The organism is Ancylobacter amanitiformis, from assembly GCF_030814815.1.
GTDB lineage: Bacteria > Pseudomonadota > Alphaproteobacteria > Rhizobiales > Xanthobacteraceae > Ancylobacter > Ancylobacter amanitiformis.
Window position 1 is genome coordinate 17,753 of record NZ_JAUSVR010000012.1, and the last position, 15,874, is coordinate 33,626.

Sequence of the window (15,874 nt, forward strand, 5' to 3'; positions counted from 1 at the left end):
ATGGATGGAGCCATGCTGGCCCGGCTCGGTGCGGTGATCTTTGTGGCCATCGCCGGCACGGCGGCGGTGCTGGAAATGAGCCGGGAGGAGAAGGCGCCGGAGCCTTCATCCATTCGGACGGTAGGGGCCGAGCGCGATCCGCTGCGCGATGAGCAGCGCCGCTGCCAGCAGCTTGGAGAGGCGGCCACCCAAGACGCCGCGTGCCTGAAGGTCTGGGCGCAGACACGCGACCGGTTTCTCGGGCGTCCCGCGCCGAATGAAGGCCACTGAGATGGGCGGCACCGGCGTCATCGACACTTTCCTGGGGGTCTTCACCTCCTATATCGACAGCGGCTTCGGTCTGCTTGGCGGCGAGGTCGCCTTCATCGCCACCACCCTCATCGTCATCGACGTGACGCTGGCGGCGCTGTTCTGGTCGTGGGGTGCGGATGACGACATCATCGCGCGGCTGATCAAGAAGACCCTGTTCGTCGGCGTGTTCGCCTACATCATCGGCAATTGGAACAACCTCGCCCGCATCGTCTTCGAGAGCTTTGCCGGGCTGGGGCTGAAGGGTTCGGGCACGGCGTTTTCCGTCAGCGACCTCATGCGTCCCGGCAAAGTGGCGCAGACCGGGCTGGATGCCGGTCGTCCCTTGCTCGAGTCCATCTCCGATCTGATGGGCTGGGTCGCCTTTTTCGAGAACTTCATCCAGATCGCCTGCCTGCTCTTTGCCTGGGCGCTGGTGCTGCTCTCCTTCTTCATCCTCGCGGTCCAGCTCTTCGTCACCCTGATCGAGTTCAAGCTGACGACGCTCGCCGGCTTCGTGCTGATCCCCTTTGGCCTGTTCGGCAAGACCGCCTTCATGGCCGAACGGGTGCTGGGGAATGTGGTCTCTTCCGGCATCAAGGTCATGGTGCTCGCGGTCATCATCGGCATCGGCTCGACCCTGTTCGGCCAGTTCACCGCCGGCTTTGGCGGGCAGACGCCGACCATCGACGACGCCATGGCCATCGTGCTGGCTGCGCTGTCCTTGCTCGGTCTCGGCATTTTTGGCCCCGGCATTGCCGCCGGCCTTGTCTCCGGTGGTCCGCAACTGAGCGCGGGGGCCGCGGTCGGCACTGGCCTCGCCGCCGGTGGCGCTCTGATGGCCGCCGGCGGTGCCGCCAGCCTCGCCGTTCGCGGCGGCGGGGCGGCGCTCTCCGCGACGGCGGCCGCGGCCCGCGGAGGAGCGACGGCCTACAGCCTCGGTACGGCCGGGCAGTCCGGCATGGCGGGTGTCGCCTCGGGACTGGGTGGCGTCGCGCGGGCTGCGGGCTCCGCCGCCATCTCACCGCTCGCGAATGCCGTCGGCGGTACCGCCTCGGCTTCCTCGGCCGGCGAGATCCCCGATTGGGCCAAGCGCATGAAGCGCGGCCAATCGCTTCGCCATGGCGTCTCCGCCGCCGCCCATGCTGTGCGCTCCGGCGACAGCCACGCCGGTGGCTCTTCTGTTTCACTAGCTGAGAGCGACCGCTCATGAGCCTCTTCAAGCGACCCGCGACCCATTACGGCACCTCGCCCGAGCCCGTCACCCCGTATCAGAAGGCGGCCCAAGTTTGGGACGAACGCATCGGCTCGGCCCGTGTGCAGGCCAAGAACTGGCGGTTGATGGCCTTTGGCAGCCTGTTCCTCTCGGCCGGCTTCGCCTCGGCGCTGATCTGGCAGTCGACGCGGGGCAGCGTTGTGCCCTGGGTGGTCGAGGTCGATCGTCTCGGCCAGACGCAGGCCGTGGGTCCAGCCATCGGCGATTATCGCCCGACCGATCCGCAGATCGCCTGGCATCTCGCCCGCTTCATCGAGCAGGTGCGCAGCCTGCCGGCCGATCCCGTTATCGTGCGGCAGAACTGGCTCAGGGCCTATGAGTTCACCACCGATCGGGGTGCTGCCGCGCTCAACGACTATGCCCGCGCCAACGATCCCTTCACGCGGGTGGGCAAGCAGCAGATCGCCGTCGAGGTTTCCAGCGTGATCCGGGCCTCCCCGGACTCCTTCCGCGTCGCCTGGGTCGAGCGGCGCTACGAGAACGGCCAGCTCGCCGCCACCGAGCGCTGGAGCGCGATCCTGACCCTGGTGATCCAGCCGCCGCGCGATGCCGAGCGCCTGCGCACCAATCCCCTCGGCATCTATGTGAACGCCATCAGCTGGTCGCGGGAGATGAGCCAGTGAACACGTCTTTCTGTAAACCCGCATCTCAGGCTCTGCGCCGATCCGCCTTTGCGGTTCTCCTGCTCTCCGCAACCGCGCTTGGCGGCTGCGCCTCGGCGCCGAAGCCGCCGCAGATCAGCTATGACAGTGACATGCCGGCGCTGCCAGTAGTGCCCGCCGTCGTCACCGATGAGCGGCCGCGCCCGCTCCACACGCCTCCGGCCTGGACGCCGGCCAAGGGCGGCACGGACGCGAAAACACCCGTCGCCCGTGTGGAGAATGCCAATGCGGCGGCTCGCGTGGAGCCGCGCCGCGAGGGCTATTACAACGCCATCCAAATCTATCCCTGGAGCGAGGGCGCGCTCTATCAGGTCTATGCAGCGCCCGGCCAGATCACCAACATCGCACTGGAGCCGGGTGAGAGCCTGACCGGCAGCGGGCCGATCGCGGCGGGCGACACCGCCCGCTGGATCATCGGCGACACCGAGAGTGGCGAAGGGGCGAACCGGCGCGTGCATGTGCTGGTGAAGCCGACGCGGGCGGACATCTCCACCAACCTCGTCATCACCACCGACCGGCGCAGCTACATGATCGAGCTGCGGGCTGGCGAAAAGCCCTATATGCCGGCCGTCGCCTGGGCCTATCCGCAGGTTCCGAGAGGCCTGCGCCCCAGTGCTCCGCCGACACCGATTATCCCGGCCTTCACGGCGCGCAATCACCGCTATGCGCTCACCGGCGACACGCCACCCTGGCGGCCAATGGCCGTCTATGACGACGGGCGCAAGGTCTATGTCGAGTTCCCGCGCGGGGTCATTCAGGGCGAGATGCCGCCGCTCTTTGTCATCGGGGCGGATGGCGAAGCGCAGATCGTCAATAGCCGCATCCACCAGAACATCCTGATCGTCGACCGGCTGTTCGGTGCCGCCGAACTGCGCCTCGGTGGCGGCGAGCGCCCGCAGAAGGTGCGGATCGAGCGCACCGACGGGAGGCCGGCATCATGAGCAGCCCCGACAATCATGACATCGAGGCGGATCTCGGCGCTCCGACCACCGATCACGCCGCGGCCATGCGGCTGCGTCCAGAGCCGCCGCGCGTCACGCGTCTCTCGCGCAAGGTCCTCGCTGGCGCCGGGCTGGTCGTCAGCCTCGGCATCGGTGTCGCCCTGATCTATGCGCTGCAGGGGCGCGACAAAGGAACCGGCGGCGAGGAACTTTATTCCACCCAGAACCGCTCCACCGCCGATGGCCTTGCCGGCCTGCCGCGCGATTACACCGGCCCCATCCTTGGGCCGCCTCTGCCGGGCGATCTCGGTCGGCCGATCCTTGAGGCACAGAACCGCGGTCAGCCCGTCGTGCCGCCGACACTGACGGCGCCAAAGGTCGATCCCGAGCAGCAGCGGCGTCTTGCGGAACAGGAAGCCGCGCGGACCAGCCGCGTGTTCTTCCAGGCTGGGCAAGCTCGCGCGCCGGGGCCTTCGTCGGCGAGTGTTTCCGGCTTCAGCGGCGTTGGTGCAGCGGGACCGGGTGGCGCCCCCTCGACCCAGGACCGCCAGCTTGCCTTCCTCAATGCCGCCGTCGATCGACGCGTCGTGGCGTCCGATCGCGTCATGGCGCCGGCATCGCCTTATGTGCTGCAGGCGGGCGCCGTCATCCCGGCCGCGCTGATCACCGGCATCCGCTCCGATTTGCCCGGCCAGATCACCGCGCAGGTGACCGAGAACGTCTATGACAGCCCGACCGGCCGCATCCTGATCATCCCGCAGGGCACACGCCTGCTCGGCCAATACGACAATGGCGTCGGCTTCGGCCAGCGCCGGATCCTGCTGGTCTGGAACCGGCTGATCTTCCCCAATGGCCGCTCCATCGTGCTCGAGCGCCAGCCCGGCACGGATGCGCAGGGCTATGCCGGCCTCGAGGACGGCGTCGACATGCACGGGTGGGACCTCGCCAAGGCGGTTGGCCTCTCGACGCTGCTCTCCGTCAGCGCCGAGCTGGCCATGGATGACGAGGACGAACTGATCCAGGCGCTGCAGAGCGGGGCGCAGGACACCATCAACGATGCCGGCCAGGAGATCATCCGCCGGCAGTTGCGGGTCGCGCCCACCCTGACCATCCGGCCGGGATTCCCGGTGCGGGTCATGGTCACGCGCGATCTCGTGCTCGAACCCTACAGGTACTGACCATGGCGAAGCTGAAGCTCGGACCCATCTCGAACGACAAGCCGGTGAAGGTGGCGGTGTTATTGCCTGGCGCGCTGCACCGCGATCTTGTCGCCTATGCCGAGGTGCTCGCGCGGGAAACCGGGGAGCCGGCCACCGATCCAGTAAAGCTCATCGTGCCCATGCTGGAGCGTTTCATCGCCACGGATCGCGAGTTCGCCAAGGCGCGCCGCGAGGCTGGCGGCGCTGCGAGGATCAGCGCGCCGCTGCCCGCTCCCGGGCCATCTTCCGTGTGAGGCTGAGCAAGGTGCGCACCGCCGGGTTGTCGTTGCGAGGCGAGTAGATCACTGAGAACGGGATCGCCTCGCCGGCGAGAGGGCGGAACACCACCTCCGGCAGGCCGATGACCGTTTCCGACTCAAGCACCGGCACGATTCCGCATCCCGTCGCGACCAGACCGAGAAGGCTATAGCGCGCGACCTGCTGCGTGCTGATGCGCGGCGAGATGTCGAGTTCCCGAAACTTCCGCTCAAGAAAACCGCGCACCTCATTGCCGGAGCCTTCGGTGCGGACAAGAAAGGTCTCATCCACGAGATCTCGCCAGGACAGCACATCCCTTTGGACCAGAGGATGAAGCCGCGGCAGCGCGAACAGGAGTGGTTCGCTCCACGAGGAAATCGCATCACAGTCCGGCCAGCTTTGCCGGCCCAGCACGAATGCGGCGTCGAGATCAAAGCGCCGTATCGCGGCCGCGTGATTTTCGGCAGGCGCTTCGACAAAGTCGATATGAACGCCCGCATAACGGCTGTCGTAGGTCTGGAACAGGTCGCGCAGAAAGCCGGAGGACAGGTTCGAGAACAGGCCAATTTTCAGGTGGCCTTCCTCGGCCCGCCCGAGCGCAGCCGCTTCCACCGTTGCCTCGCGGATTTGATCGAGCGCTTGGCGCGTGCGGTTCAGAAAGCGCTGTCCTGCCAGAGTGAGGTTCACCCCGCTTGAATGCCGGATGAACAGCGAGACGCCAATCTCGTCCTCCAGGTCACGCACGCTCCGGCTGATGGACGATTCCTTGACCTCAAGCGCCACCCCCGCCTTTCGGAAGCTTCCGTGCTCGGCGGCCGCCACGAAATAGCGCAGGTGGCGCAGTTCGATCGAGGGTGACAACAGCGCAGCCATTCGGGCTCCGGCATGTTGAGTAGCTTCTGGATATTGATACTCAAAGTTGCGGCTACGTCGAGAGTTGCAGACGGGCTTTGCATCGCGGCCGTTCCGGGCGCCGCCACGCGCAGCGCATCGGTGCAGCGCCGCCGCTTAGAAAGCTGCCGAACGCACGCCATGGCATCCGGGAATTTTCTTCCGGGAGCATAGATTCTGCTCAGAATGTCGCGTTCGAGGGCGAATCTAAGCAGAAAACGCCCCGAAGGGCGTTTGCTAACTATCAGATTTTATTGGGAAAATTTGGAGCGGGCGATGGGATTCGAACCCACGACCCCAACCTTGGCAAGGTTGTGCTCTACCCCTGAGCTACACCCGCTCGCTCCGTCGTTCGCTGGCGGCGCTCTCGGCCGCGTCCCGAACGGGCCGTCTCTATGCCCCATGAGAGCGGCGATTGCAACGGGGGTTTGCGCGAATTCTCGAGGCCTGTGGATTACGCCGTAGCTTCCCGCGCCATCGGCGGCGGGCTCCGGGTTCCAGACCCTTGGTTCCAGACTCCCGGTCTCGGGCGCGGCCGGCAATGTCGGAGGTTTTCCCGTCGTCGCCGGGTGTGGGCAGGCCACGGCCCCCTTGCCGAATGGCCGCGATCGCAGGGTGCGGTCCAGCGCGCGGCCGCTCTCGGACGCGAAGCTTGCCGAGCGGTATCGGGTGGGTCGCGTGATGGGGGGCGTCCACGCCCGCGCCGGATGGCCGGCGCTCCGGGTGAGGCTATTGCGCAACATTGCGCCCGAGAGCGTCCGCGAAGTCCCGCGCTGGGCGCTTCCTCAAGGTTTATAACTAGTCACGACATGGTCGGTACGGTATGCAGCAACATTCATACACGTCCTCTTGTGCCCTGGGGGTCGGTGGTGTCGTCCGATATTCAGCCGATGCTGCGTTCCATTCTGGACGCCCCGTTCCTCGCCGGCACGGCCGGCGAGCTGTTCCAGCTGAAACTGAGGTCGATCGCGGCGGCCGACGCCCCGCTGGGAGCGGCGGGCGCGTTCGCGCAGGCCCTTGGCGGCGACGCATCGGCGCGGATGCAGGCTTTCGGTTCGCTCTACGCCCATGCCAAGAAAACCGGCGGCATCGTCGGTGAGGGGCACCCTGGCGGGCCGGGCTTCATCAAGACATCGCAGGTGCGTGGCACCCCGACGGAGCCGCCGGTGGAGGTGAACCATCGGCCGGTCGTCGCCATCCGGCTGGACGATGCCTGGGTCACCGGGCGCTCGGGCATCGTGCGCGTGGGCGATACACTGCTGGCCGACTATCATGACGAGGAACTGGCGGCGCGGCCGACCGACTACCGGTTCGACCCCGTGCTGTTCGAGCAGCCTTCGGGCGCGCCGGCCGCCGCGCTTCTCGGGCCGCAGGATGGCCCGCCTCTGGATGAGGCGATCGACCTTATCGGCGTCACCGCGTATAATTTCGGTCACTGGATTGTCGAATATGTCCTGCGGCTATTCGTGCTGCGCACGCAGGGCCTGGCGGATGGCGTGCCGATCCTGATCGATGCCGGCCTGCCGCAGAGCCAGCGCGACGCGATGGCGCTCTACAGCGAGGGGCGCCATCCCATCATCGAGGTCGGCGCGCTGCGCACGCGCTTCGTGCGGCGGCTCTGGGTCCCCACCAATCTGTGCTTCGTGCCGATCATGCCGCCGGCCGGCATGCCCATCACGGTGCACTACATCTCGCCCCAGCCGGCCTATACGGCGGGGCTGTGCCGGGCGATGGCCGAGGCGATCAGGCCGATCGAGGGCACCCCCAGGCGGATCTTCCTGGCGCGCAAGATGTCGCTGCACCGCAAGCTGATGAACGACGTCGAGGTCATGGATACCTGCCGTGCCGCCGGCTTCGAGGTATTCTATCCCGAGGACCATGATTTCCACTTCCAGGTCTCTCTGTGCCGCAATGCCGAGATGATCATCGGTCCGGACGGCTCGCAGATGCTGATGGCGATGCATGCGCGTCCCGGCACGCGGATGCTGATCCTCAATCATCCGTTCCTTGAGAACCTGCCGACCTTCACGCATCTGATGGAGGAAATCGGCGTGGAAGCACAGGTCTTGCCCGGCACCTGCGTGCGGATGGACGAGGCGTATCGCAAATTCTCCGACTATACGATTTCCCCCGACGACCTGCGGGCGGTGTTCGCCGAGTGGGGGGTGGTGCCGGCGACGACGACGGCGTCCCCGTCCGACACGCGCGAACGCGGCGGGCCCACGGCCCCCACGGCCCTCGGGCGGCGCGCCGCCGGCTACCGGGATGCTGCGGCGCTCATCCGCGGCGTCCTGCGGCGGCTCGCGGCGCGCACGCGCTCCGGCTAGGGGTGTCCGAAAAAGGTTGTTGCCACCGCTGCTCCGCAGCCGGAAGGCCCGTGCGGACGGCGCGCGACGTCCGATGCGGCAAATGGTGCGGCAAATGGTGCGGGTGGTCGGACTCGAACCGACACTCTGTCGCCAGAAACGGATTTTGAGTCCGTCGCGTCTACCATTCCGCCACACCCGCGAGGTCGGCCTATTCGCCGACGGAAAGTACTGGGACTATAATGTTCCCGGCGCGGCGAGCAAGCCGCGCCGTCGCGCCGCGCACAGGCGACGGTGTCCGAAGGCGCCGCGCGCCCTCAGGGGGCGGGCGTGCAGGTGCCGAACGCGGTCAGCACCCGGTCCGGCGATACGGTGGTGAGCGTCACATCGGGCCGCGTGCGCGAGAGCTGCATGATCCAGCCCACCAGGTCTTCCGTGCCGTGCAGCGTGATGTTGTCGCCGGCGCTGGCGGCGGCGTCGATCTGGCTGATATGCGGCAGCCCGCTATCGGAGACGCTGGCGATGATGCGCTTGCCATAATGCACCAGGAAGCGCGCCGGCAGGTCGATCGTGCCCAGTTCCTTGGCCGGCGCGCAGCCCTTCTCGCCGTCGCAGACGAACACCTTGGTGAAGGTGCAGTCGGCGGGCGAGGGCAGATCGGCGACGATCGTTTCCGGCGCAGGTTGCGCCGGGGCGGGCGCGGTGGCCGAGGTCGCGGTTTGCGCCTGGGCGATGCCGAAGCTCATGACGAGGCAGAGGGCGGCAGCAGCGGTCTTGATCATGGGACGACCTTGTCGCTTCCGGGGGAAGCCGGGAAAAGGGGCCGGTTTCGACATGCCGGGATCAGTAGACCGGCGTGCGGCAGGGCGGATAGGGCGGGGCGCCGCAATAGCCGGGGCCGTAGGCCGGGCCGGGCGGGGGATAGGCCCGCGGCGGCGGCGGATAATAGGCCGGCGGCGGCGGAGCGCTATAATAGTAATAGGGTTGCGGCCGGGTCGCGGCCGTCACCGCCGAACCGACCAGCGCACCGGCTACCAGCCCGCCGATCAGCGCGCCGGTATTGTTGGCCTGCGCCGGCGCGGCGCTCGCCAGCAGCGCGGGCACCAGCACGGAAAGGGCAAGGGTTGCCCGCAGCGTGGAGGCGAATCTGTGCATGTCGTCCTCGCTTCGATCACGGCGCGTGGTTGCGCGCCCGTGCGGGCGACACACCGAAGGTGCCGCCCGATGGGAAATCCAGTGGCAAAACTGAGGCCTGCTGGTTAACAGGCGATAAACGGCGCGCTCACCGCGCGTTCAACGCCGGTCGGGCACTCTCGTCGCCATGACCCCTGCCCGCCGCCGCGATCGCGGCCGATGCGACCGGGAGGGGCGAATGGGAGGTGCACATGAACAGACGCGGGTTCATTCTCAGTCTCGCGGGCCTGGCTGGCGCGAGCCTTGCCGGCGCGGGGCTGGTTTCCTCAGGTGCCGCGGCGACGCCGCTCGGCCGGCTCGATGCCGGCCTGCCGGAAGGCGGGCTCAGGGACATGCCAGCGGCAGCCCCGGACGGCACGCCGCTGGAGCCGGCGCAATGGGGACCTCCCCCGGGCCCGCCTCCGCGCGGTGGCTGGGGCCCGCCGCCGAGCTATCGTCGCGGCCGCCGCCGCCGGGTATGCGGCTGGCGCCGCGACAACTGGGGGCGGCCGGTCCGTCGCTGCTGGTATGTCTGGCGCTGAGCCCGTCCCGAACGCTCTCGATATAGCGCCATTCCGGGCGGCGTGAAGAGACGCGCCGCAACCGGTATCGGAGGTTTTGAAATACCCGTCCGGCGCGGCCTGCGGGCCGTGGCGGACCGATGCGATGGGCCGTCAGCCTCGGTGGTTGCCATCGATGGCGCCGATCGCCGCGGCGCTGCGCAGGAGGGCGTATTTCACCTGCGCGGCGCGCATGTCGCGATACCAGGTGACCAGCTCGCTCCAGGGATCGTTCACCTTGGACAGCGCTGAGAGGAAGGCGACGACCGTGCCGATCTCGGTCTGGCCGGTGACGACGAAATAGCCGCCCAGCGCGAGAATGGTGGCGACGCCGCCATGGGTCATCAGGTTCATCATGAGATTCATGATGTATTTCAGCCAGTAGATGCTCATGTTGGTGGCGAAGACCGCCTGGATCTTGCCGCGCTGGCTGCCATCGGGGTCGTGCGCCCCGCGCGCATTGACGATGCCGGTGCTCAGCCCGCGATAGAGTGTCACCCGCGTGCTGATGCGCCGGTTGATCGCCTCCTGCATGATCGGCACGAACACCATCTGCGGCACGAACACGCCGGCGATCACCAGCGCCATGACCGGCTGCAGGTAGAGCAGGTAGATCGTCACCACCACGAACACGCCGGCCTGCAGCACGGGCTCGCTGATGCTCTCGCCGACGAAGCTGCCCACCGGGTCGGCCTCGTCGAGCACGATGGAGAGCTGGATGCCCTCGGTGGCGACCGGCACCGCGCGCGGGCCGTCGGCGTCGGCGACGGCGAATACCGCCTCGCGCAGCCACAGCACCGCGTGCTCGCCGAGCCAGTTGCGGTACATGTTGAGCGCGAGCTTGAGCAGTCCCTCCGTCACCGTCACCGCGAGATAGGCGCCGACCAGCACGAGGATCGGCTGCAGCATGCCGCCCTTGATGGTGTCGTTGACGATGCGGCGCTGGATCTCGATCGGCGCGATCTCGATCACCAGCACGAAGGCCGACATGCCGATGAGGGCGAGCTGATGCCAGCCGCTGACGCGCCAGACGAACTGAAACAGGGTGCGCGGCACGGCACTCTCCGGCGGATGGCAGGTGGCAGGTGGCAGGTGGCAGGTATCCCCTGGGGCCACGTCAGGCAGTTCCGCCACAATGCGCCGCCGCCATGCGCCGGTCGATGACGACGATCAAGGCCGGCACGCGCGCTCACGCGGTCGTCCCGCGCGCGTTCGAACGCGCCGGCGATACGGCCGGCCTCAGGGAACCGCGTCGCGCGAGGTCATGGCACCGACGACGAAGGCGAGGTTCGCGGCGCTGACGAGAGCGGCGGCGTGGGCATCGGCCCGCGCCTGGCGTGCGTCGAGCAGCCCCGAATCGGCGGCCGTCGCCACCGTCACGGTGCCGACCCCGTTGCGATAGGCCTCCAGCGCGGCATCATAGGTGACGCTGGCCGCGCTCGTCAGCGCGGTGGCGGCACGGTAGGATTCCAGCGCCGTGCGCAGCGCGTTGTTGGCGGCGACGATCTCCGTCACCGCCGCGGTCTGGGTGCGGTGGAACGTGCCCTCCGCCGCGGCGGCGCGCGATTGCGCCTGCTTCAGTTCGGCCGCCCGCAGGCCGGCATCGTAGAGCGGGACGGTGGCGCCGATCAGCACGCCCGAGCCGGTCGCCTGCTGGCCGATGCCGGGAAGGCCGTTCGCGTTGAAACTGCCCTGGCCGGTGGCCACCGCGCCGGCGACGAACACTTTGGGAAGATAGGCGGCTTCCGCTGCCTTGATGCCCGAGCGGGTGGCCGCGAGCGCGGAATAGCTGGCGATCACGTCCGGCCGCTGCGACAGCGCGAGCGTGATCATCTGGTCGAGCGGCACTTTCACCGCGTCGGGCAGGCGACGTTCGCCGGCATCAGCGACATGAATGGCCAGAGTCGCGTTCACGCCCATGGAGGCGAGCAGCACCTGGTAGGTGTCGCGCTCCTGCCCCTCGGCCTGCACGCGGCGCAGTTCCGATTGCGCCACCTGCTGGCGGGCCTGGGCCACCTCCACCGTGGTGGCGAGCCCCCTGGCCAGCCGCTCCTCGGCGGCATCGCGGATGGCCATGCTGTTGCGCAGCGTCTGCCGGGCGATCCTGGTCCGGGTGACGGCGGCGCTGTAGAGGTAATAGGAGCGGGTGACGTCGAAGATCAGCTTCTGGTGCTCGCCATTGAACAGCACGTTGGCGGCGACCGCGCCGTGCTTGGCGGCATCGGCGACCGCGCTGCGCTGGCCGAAATCGAAGATCAGCCATTGCAGCGCGATGGAGGGCGACACGCCTTCGGCCGTGGTGTCGAAATAGCGCTGCGTGCCCACCGGGACCGGCAGCGGCGAACTCACCGACTGGTAGCCGCCGACCACGTTGGCGGTGATGAGCGGCAGGTAGGTCGCCTCCACCATGCCCACCGCCAGCGCCGCCTCGCGCGCCCGCTGCCAGGCGACGCGCGTCGCCGGGTTGTTGCGCTGGGCGATATCGATCAGCTCCGGCAGGCGGTAGCTGCGCCGGGGATCGACCTCCACCGCGTGCGGCAGCTCGGCGAGCCGGGGATTGGCCGGCACGCTGAAATCGGCGGCCGGCGCCCGGCCGTCGGTGGCGGTCGCCGCGCTTGCCGCGGGCTCCGTCGCCGGCGGCTGCGCGCTCCACAGCCCGTCTTCATGGCCGCTCGGCTTCCACGGCCGATCGGCGGCGGGCGCGGCCATGTTGGCGGCGTTCGGCGCGCAGCCGGCAATCAGACCGGCGGCGAGGATCGCGGCGGCAAGGCGCGCCGGCCATCGTGTGCCGCGCCCCCTCATTTCGCCAACCCGCCGCTCCATCATGCGCGTACCGCCATGAGACGCCGGAGGCGGGCGAGCCGCCGGCCGATGACGGCAGGGCTGTCCGTCTCGTTCTGCGCCGTTCCCTCCATCGTTTCCGCGGCCGAACCGTCTTCCGGCGCGTCGATCGCCCGGGCGATCGCGCCGAGCCGCGCGGCGAAGGGGGAAAGGTCATCCGCGCTCAGGTAGATGTCGCGGTTGAGGGCGGAAATCTCCGCCCGCGCCGCTTCCAGCGCTTCCGCGGTTGCCACCGAGGGCCGGATGCCGGTCGGCTCGAAAGCCACGAGTTCCAGCATGTCGCGGGCATGGGCGAGATGCTCGGCCGCCGCCGCCGCGTCACCGATCGCTCCGGCCCGTCGTCTTGGCGCGAGGCTCGCGAGACGGGCCAGCCCATTCAGCGCGGCCGCCAGATGCGCGCGCGCGGCGCTCTCGATCGACACGACCCAGACCTGCGTGAAGATGAGGTAGATGACCACATTGCCAAGCAGGATGCCGACGATGCGATCGCGCGCGCTGTCGAGGTCGAGGCTGGGGCCGAAGCCCTGCACCACGGTGAGCAGGAAGGCGAGGCCGATCTGCACGCCGCCATAGGCGATGCGCTCGGGGCCGGTGGAGACCCAGGCGGCCAGCAGGATGCCGGCGAAGATCAGCGCCATCAGCCCGCCGACCGATTCCAGATGCGGGACGACGAACAGGATCGAGGCCACCCCCAGCGTCGCGCCGATCAGGCAGCCGACAATGCGCAGGCCCAGCTTGTGCAGCGTCTCCCCGGTCGTGCCGAGCGCGGCGACATAGCAGGTGATGAGCGCGGTGTGGATGCCCTGCCAGTTGAGGCCGGTATACATGACGTAGCAGATGATGGCCGCCGCCGTCGTCTTCAGCGCAAAGCGCTGGTAGGCGGGATTGCCGAACGCGTCGGGCCTGAGAAAGGGCGGCTTGGGGGCCGGGGTGATCTCGCCTTCCGGCCCGCCGGCGATGATGGCGAGCGCCTCCCATGCCGCGTGCTCGGCGCGGCCGGCTCCGCTGGCTGGCAGAGGAGGCGCGGGCGGTGCCTCCCCGGCATCCAGTGCCGCGATGATGCGCTCGATATGGCCGACCAGTGCGGCGCGGCGGCTGGCGTCGAGATCGTCCGTCAGGCCGGCGGCGGCCAGCATCAGGCGGTAGCCGGCCCGGACATCGCGCGCCAGCTGGCCGGCGGCGGGGGAGGGCACCATGTGAAGGAGACGGATCAGCCCGGCGCGCTTCTCGGCCTCGCCATTGCCCTCGCCGAGCCGGGCGGCAAGGACGGGGTCGGCGGCCGGCGCGCCGCCGGCTATGGCGCGGGCGCTCGCCTCCAGCCGCTCGCGCAGGGTGGCGCGGGCGAGGCGCACGGGCGAGAGGCCCATGGCGATGTTGAACAGGGCCATCATCGCCATGGGCAGCGCGACCAGGTACCACGCATAGCGCAGGCCCAGCGTCGCCGCATCGGCGACTGGCACCACGTTCACCAGCGTCAGCGCATAGGCGATGATCAGCGCGATGACGCCGCCAATCTCCCCGAGCTGGGTCGCCGCGCCGATGAACAGGAAGACGAAGGACACCAGCGCGATGGTGATGAGCCGCAACGGCGGGGAATCGACCGTGAGGTTGACCAAGAGCACGACGAAGGCGACGACCAGCGAGACCAGCACGATGAGCGCGAGCGCGGTGCCGACATTCTGCGCCGCATCCGGCTTCATGAGGAAGATGACGAGGTAGCAGCTGATCGCCGCTTCCGGAATCTGGTAGAGCATGGCCACGCCCACCACCAGCGCGCAGAGCAGGGCGATGCGCCAGGTCAGCGCCGCGCGGCCGGGAAAGGGCGCGAGATCATGGCGCATCCGGGCCAGCAGCGAGGGCGCGGGCGCGGCGGCCCGGGCGTCAGCAGCGGTCGCCATGGTGCACGATCGCAACGGCGGATGCGCCGATCCGCGTCAGGTTCTCGGGGGGATCGATGAGCCGGATGCGCACCGGGAAGCGCTGGGCGATCCGCACCCAGTTCAGCGATTTCGGCAGATAGGGCAGGTTGCGCGGCAGGTTCACGAGGTCTTCCGAGATGACGCCCCAGCCGATGCCTTCCACCCGGCCGGCAATCGGCACCGCGCGGTTGGCGAGCGCGTAGACGCGGGCGCAGTCGCCGACCGCGATCGTCTCCAGTTCGGTCTCGCGGAAGGAGGCGGAGGCGTACCAGTGCTCGGTGTCGATCAGCGTGAACACCGATTGGCCCGGCGCGAGGATCTCGCCGGTGGAGATGGTGAGCCCGACGACGCGGCCGTCATGGGGAGAGCGCACCTGCGTGTGGGCGAGGCTGCGCTCGGCCAGCGCCAGCGCGGCACGGCGGGCCTCGACCAGCGCCTCCGCCCCGTCCAGCGTGCTGACGAGGCTGTCGGCGGCCTGCGCCTGTTTCGTCGCCTGGGTGAGGCTGACGCGCGCATCGTCCCGCGCCGTGCGGGCGTCGTCGACCTGCTGCGCGGTGACATAGCCCTTGGGCAGGAGCGGGGTGAGCCGCGCCAGCGTCTGCTCGGCCAGCGCGAGATTGGTGCGCGCCCGCGCGATCTGCTCGGCGGCGATGGCGGCGTTGGACTGCTCGGCGCTGATGGTGCGGCGCTGCGTGTCGCGCGCCGCCGTGGCGATGGCGAGGTCCGCCCGCGTCTGCTCGACAGCGAGCCGGTAGGGCTCCGGGTCGAGGGCGAAGAGCAGGTCGCCTTTCGCCACTTTCTGGTTCTCCACCACCGCGATGGAGACGATCTGGCCCGGCACGGTGGCGGCGATATTGACGATGTTGGCGGTGAGGACGGCGTCCTCCGACAGCGGGTTGAGCGCGGACTGGCGGAAATAGAGCCAGCCGGCGCCGATCGCCGCCACGATGATCAGCGCCCCGAGCGTGGAGCCGAGCAGGCTGCGGCGATGGGAATAGGCCGAGGGCGCCGGTTTTTCATCCGCCATGGCTCACCGCCCATACAGGGTGAGCGCCAGGGCAAAGCCGATGGCCGCCGCCAGGCACACGTAAACCAGAAGCCGCCAGGGCAGGAGATCATCAAGGTCGATGCGGATGAACAGCGCGCGCAGCACCACCGCGCCGATGACGCCGGCGGTCAGACAGATCAGCCAGAAGGGGAAATAGGCGCCGAACAGGGGAAGCGAGGGGCTCAGCGGCGCGGAGCACCCGCTCACGCCGAATGCCGCCGGCGCGAACAGGCCAATGATGCGCCGAAGCTCCATGCCGTGTTCCACCCCCGGTCCGCCCCGCGCCGACAAACATGATTACCAGCAGCCCCGCGCCAAACCAACCCGGGCGGGGGGCATCCATTCCGAGTTGTCCTCTGCCGCTTGCGTTCGCTCCTCCGGCTCTCCCGCATCGCCGGCCGAGCGCCGATCATCAGGCCGCCGCGCCGGCAAGGAGCCGGGCACTCGCCGCATCCATCCACGTCGCCTCCCGCGCGCGGCACAGGAGCGAGACGGCAGCAAGCCTGCCGGCG

16 protein-coding genes and 2 tRNA genes are annotated in these 15,874 nt (G+C 68.8%); 8 read left to right on the top strand and 10 right to left on the bottom strand.

Going from position 1 to position 15,874, the window contains the following annotated elements:
• The 6 genes from trbK-alt to QOZ99_RS16325 are packed head-to-tail and all read left to right on the top strand — an operon-like array spanning position 1 to position 4,620.
• On the top strand, positions 1-270 hold the full coding sequence (gene trbK-alt / locus QOZ99_RS16300) for a putative entry exclusion protein TrbK-alt (protein WP_306891059.1): 270 nt from the start codon (positions 1-3) through the stop codon (positions 268-270).
• Position 271: 1 nt separating this feature from the next.
• Positions 272-1,501, top strand: coding sequence for a P-type conjugative transfer protein TrbL (trbL, locus tag QOZ99_RS16305; RefSeq protein ID WP_306891152.1), 1,230 nt, complete (start codon positions 272-274; stop codon positions 1,499-1,501).
• Positions 1,498-2,187, top strand: a complete 690-nt coding sequence (trbF, locus tag QOZ99_RS16310; RefSeq protein ID WP_306891060.1) for a conjugal transfer protein TrbF — start codon at positions 1,498-1,500, stop codon at positions 2,185-2,187. Before trbL ends, trbF begins: the two co-directional genes overlap by 4 nt.
• Positions 2,184-3,167 carry a P-type conjugative transfer protein TrbG gene (trbG, locus tag QOZ99_RS16315; protein ID WP_306891061.1) on the top strand — a complete coding sequence of 328 codons (984 nt, stop codon included), beginning with the start codon at positions 2,184-2,186 and terminating at the stop codon, positions 3,165-3,167. The genes trbF and trbG overlap by 4 nt, the downstream gene beginning before the upstream one ends.
• Positions 3,164-4,345 (top strand): TraB/TrbI/VirB10 family type IV secretion system protein, encoded by a 1,182-nt coding sequence (locus QOZ99_RS16320; RefSeq protein ID WP_306891062.1) that lies wholly within the window; start codon positions 3,164-3,166, stop codon positions 4,343-4,345. Before trbG ends, QOZ99_RS16320 begins: the two co-directional genes overlap by 4 nt.
• Before the next feature lie 2 nt (positions 4,346-4,347).
• A complete protein-coding gene (locus tag QOZ99_RS16325) occupies positions 4,348-4,620 on the top strand; it encodes a DUF2274 domain-containing protein (protein WP_306891063.1) in 273 nt (90 codons plus the stop codon).
• On the opposite strand, the gene QOZ99_RS16330 is transcribed toward QOZ99_RS16325, so the two are convergent.
• Both QOZ99_RS16330 and QOZ99_RS16335 read right to left on the bottom strand, forming a co-directional pair.
• Positions 4,580-5,497, bottom strand: a complete 918-nt coding sequence (locus QOZ99_RS16330; RefSeq protein WP_306891064.1) for a LysR family transcriptional regulator — start codon at positions 5,495-5,497, stop codon at positions 4,580-4,582. The two genes, QOZ99_RS16325 and QOZ99_RS16330, sit on opposite strands and share 41 nt — an antisense overlap.
• A 283-nt stretch (positions 5,498-5,780) precedes the next feature.
• A tRNA-Gly gene (locus QOZ99_RS16335) sits at positions 5,781-5,855 on the bottom strand.
• 550 nt (positions 5,856-6,405) lie between these two features.
• Here QOZ99_RS16335 and QOZ99_RS16340 point away from each other — a divergent pair.
• Positions 6,406-7,842 carry a glycosyltransferase family 61 protein gene (locus QOZ99_RS16340; protein ID WP_306891065.1) on the top strand — a complete coding sequence of 479 codons (1,437 nt, stop codon included), beginning with the start codon at positions 6,406-6,408 and terminating at the stop codon, positions 7,840-7,842.
• 95 nt (positions 7,843-7,937) lie between these two features.
• On the opposite strand, the gene QOZ99_RS16345 is transcribed toward QOZ99_RS16340, so the two are convergent.
• The 3 genes from QOZ99_RS16345 to QOZ99_RS16355 form a co-directional block, all read right to left on the bottom strand.
• Positions 7,938-8,023, bottom strand: a tRNA-Leu gene (locus tag QOZ99_RS16345).
• Positions 8,024-8,138: 115 nt separating this feature from the next.
• Positions 8,139-8,603, bottom strand: a complete 465-nt coding sequence (locus QOZ99_RS16350) for a hypothetical protein (RefSeq protein ID WP_306891066.1) — start codon at positions 8,601-8,603, stop codon at positions 8,139-8,141.
• Positions 8,604-8,664: 61 nt separating this feature from the next.
• Positions 8,665-8,976, bottom strand: coding sequence for a hypothetical protein (locus tag QOZ99_RS16355; RefSeq protein WP_183191647.1), 312 nt, complete (start codon positions 8,974-8,976; stop codon positions 8,665-8,667).
• Between the two features lie 230 nt (positions 8,977-9,206).
• Here QOZ99_RS16355 and QOZ99_RS16360 point away from each other — a divergent pair, with 230 nt between their 5' ends.
• Positions 9,207-9,536 (top strand): hypothetical protein, encoded by a 330-nt coding sequence (locus tag QOZ99_RS16360; protein WP_306891067.1) that lies wholly within the window; start codon positions 9,207-9,209, stop codon positions 9,534-9,536.
• A gap of 132 nt (positions 9,537-9,668) precedes the next feature.
• Here QOZ99_RS16360 and QOZ99_RS16365 read toward each other — a convergent pair whose 3' ends face one another.
• The 5 genes from QOZ99_RS16365 to QOZ99_RS16385 all read right to left on the bottom strand — a co-directional run bounded on the left by QOZ99_RS16365 (position 9,669) and on the right by QOZ99_RS16385 (position 15,617).
• The gene (locus QOZ99_RS16365; RefSeq protein ID WP_306891068.1) at positions 9,669-10,610 is read right to left on the bottom strand and encodes an ABC transporter ATP-binding protein; all 942 of its coding nucleotides are present in this window, start codon (positions 10,608-10,610) and stop codon (positions 9,669-9,671) included.
• 183 nt (positions 10,611-10,793) lie between these two features.
• Complete coding sequence (locus QOZ99_RS16370; RefSeq protein ID WP_306891069.1) at positions 10,794-12,356, bottom strand: TolC family protein; 1,563 nt, start codon at positions 12,354-12,356, stop codon at positions 10,794-10,796.
• Between the two features lie 20 nt (positions 12,357-12,376).
• Positions 12,377-14,293, bottom strand: a complete 1,917-nt coding sequence (locus tag QOZ99_RS16375; RefSeq protein WP_306891070.1) for an FUSC family protein — start codon at positions 14,291-14,293, stop codon at positions 12,377-12,379.
• Entirely contained in the window at positions 14,277-15,341 is a 1,065-nt protein-coding gene (mdtN, locus tag QOZ99_RS16380; RefSeq protein WP_306891071.1) for a multidrug transporter subunit MdtN, read from the bottom strand. The genes QOZ99_RS16375 and mdtN overlap by 17 nt, the downstream gene beginning before the upstream one ends.
• Before the next feature lie 3 nt (positions 15,342-15,344).
• Positions 15,345-15,617 (bottom strand): YtcA family lipoprotein, encoded by a 273-nt coding sequence (locus tag QOZ99_RS16385; RefSeq protein ID WP_306891072.1) that lies wholly within the window; start codon positions 15,615-15,617, stop codon positions 15,345-15,347.
• Between the last annotated feature and the right edge of the window lie 257 nt (positions 15,618-15,874).

Bases quoted from the DNA above. Each gene is read 5' to 3' on its own strand.
- QOZ99_RS16320 (WP_306891062.1), top strand. From the start codon at position 3,164: ATGAGCAGCCCCGACAATCATGACATCGAGGCGGATCTCGGCGCTCCG.
- QOZ99_RS16370 (WP_306891069.1), bottom strand. From the start codon at position 12,356: ATGAGGGGGCGCGGCACACGATGGCCGGCGCGCCTTGCCGCCGCGATC.
- mdtN (WP_306891071.1), bottom strand. From the start codon at position 15,341: ATGGCGGATGAAAAACCGGCGCCCTCGGCCTATTCCCATCGCCGCAGC.
- trbL (WP_306891152.1), top strand. From the start codon at position 272: ATGGGCGGCACCGGCGTCATCGACACTTTCCTGGGGGTCTTCACCTCC.
- QOZ99_RS16385 (WP_306891072.1), bottom strand. From the start codon at position 15,617: ATGGAGCTTCGGCGCATCATTGGCCTGTTCGCGCCGGCGGCATTCGGC.
- QOZ99_RS16375 (WP_306891070.1), bottom strand. From the start codon at position 14,293: ATGGCGACCGCTGCTGACGCCCGGGCCGCCGCGCCCGCGCCCTCGCTG.
- trbK-alt (WP_306891059.1), top strand. From the start codon at position 1: ATGGATGGAGCCATGCTGGCCCGGCTCGGTGCGGTGATCTTTGTGGCC.
- QOZ99_RS16355 (WP_183191647.1), bottom strand. From the start codon at position 8,976: ATGCACAGATTCGCCTCCACGCTGCGGGCAACCCTTGCCCTTTCCGTG.
- QOZ99_RS16350 (WP_306891066.1), bottom strand. From the start codon at position 8,603: ATGATCAAGACCGCTGCTGCCGCCCTCTGCCTCGTCATGAGCTTCGGC.
- trbF (WP_306891060.1), top strand. From the start codon at position 1,498: ATGAGCCTCTTCAAGCGACCCGCGACCCATTACGGCACCTCGCCCGAG.
- QOZ99_RS16325 (WP_306891063.1), top strand. From the start codon at position 4,348: ATGGCGAAGCTGAAGCTCGGACCCATCTCGAACGACAAGCCGGTGAAG.
- QOZ99_RS16340 (WP_306891065.1), top strand. From the start codon at position 6,406: ATGCTGCGTTCCATTCTGGACGCCCCGTTCCTCGCCGGCACGGCCGGC.
- QOZ99_RS16330 (WP_306891064.1), bottom strand. From the start codon at position 5,497: ATGGCTGCGCTGTTGTCACCCTCGATCGAACTGCGCCACCTGCGCTAT.
- QOZ99_RS16360 (WP_306891067.1), top strand. From the start codon at position 9,207: ATGAACAGACGCGGGTTCATTCTCAGTCTCGCGGGCCTGGCTGGCGCG.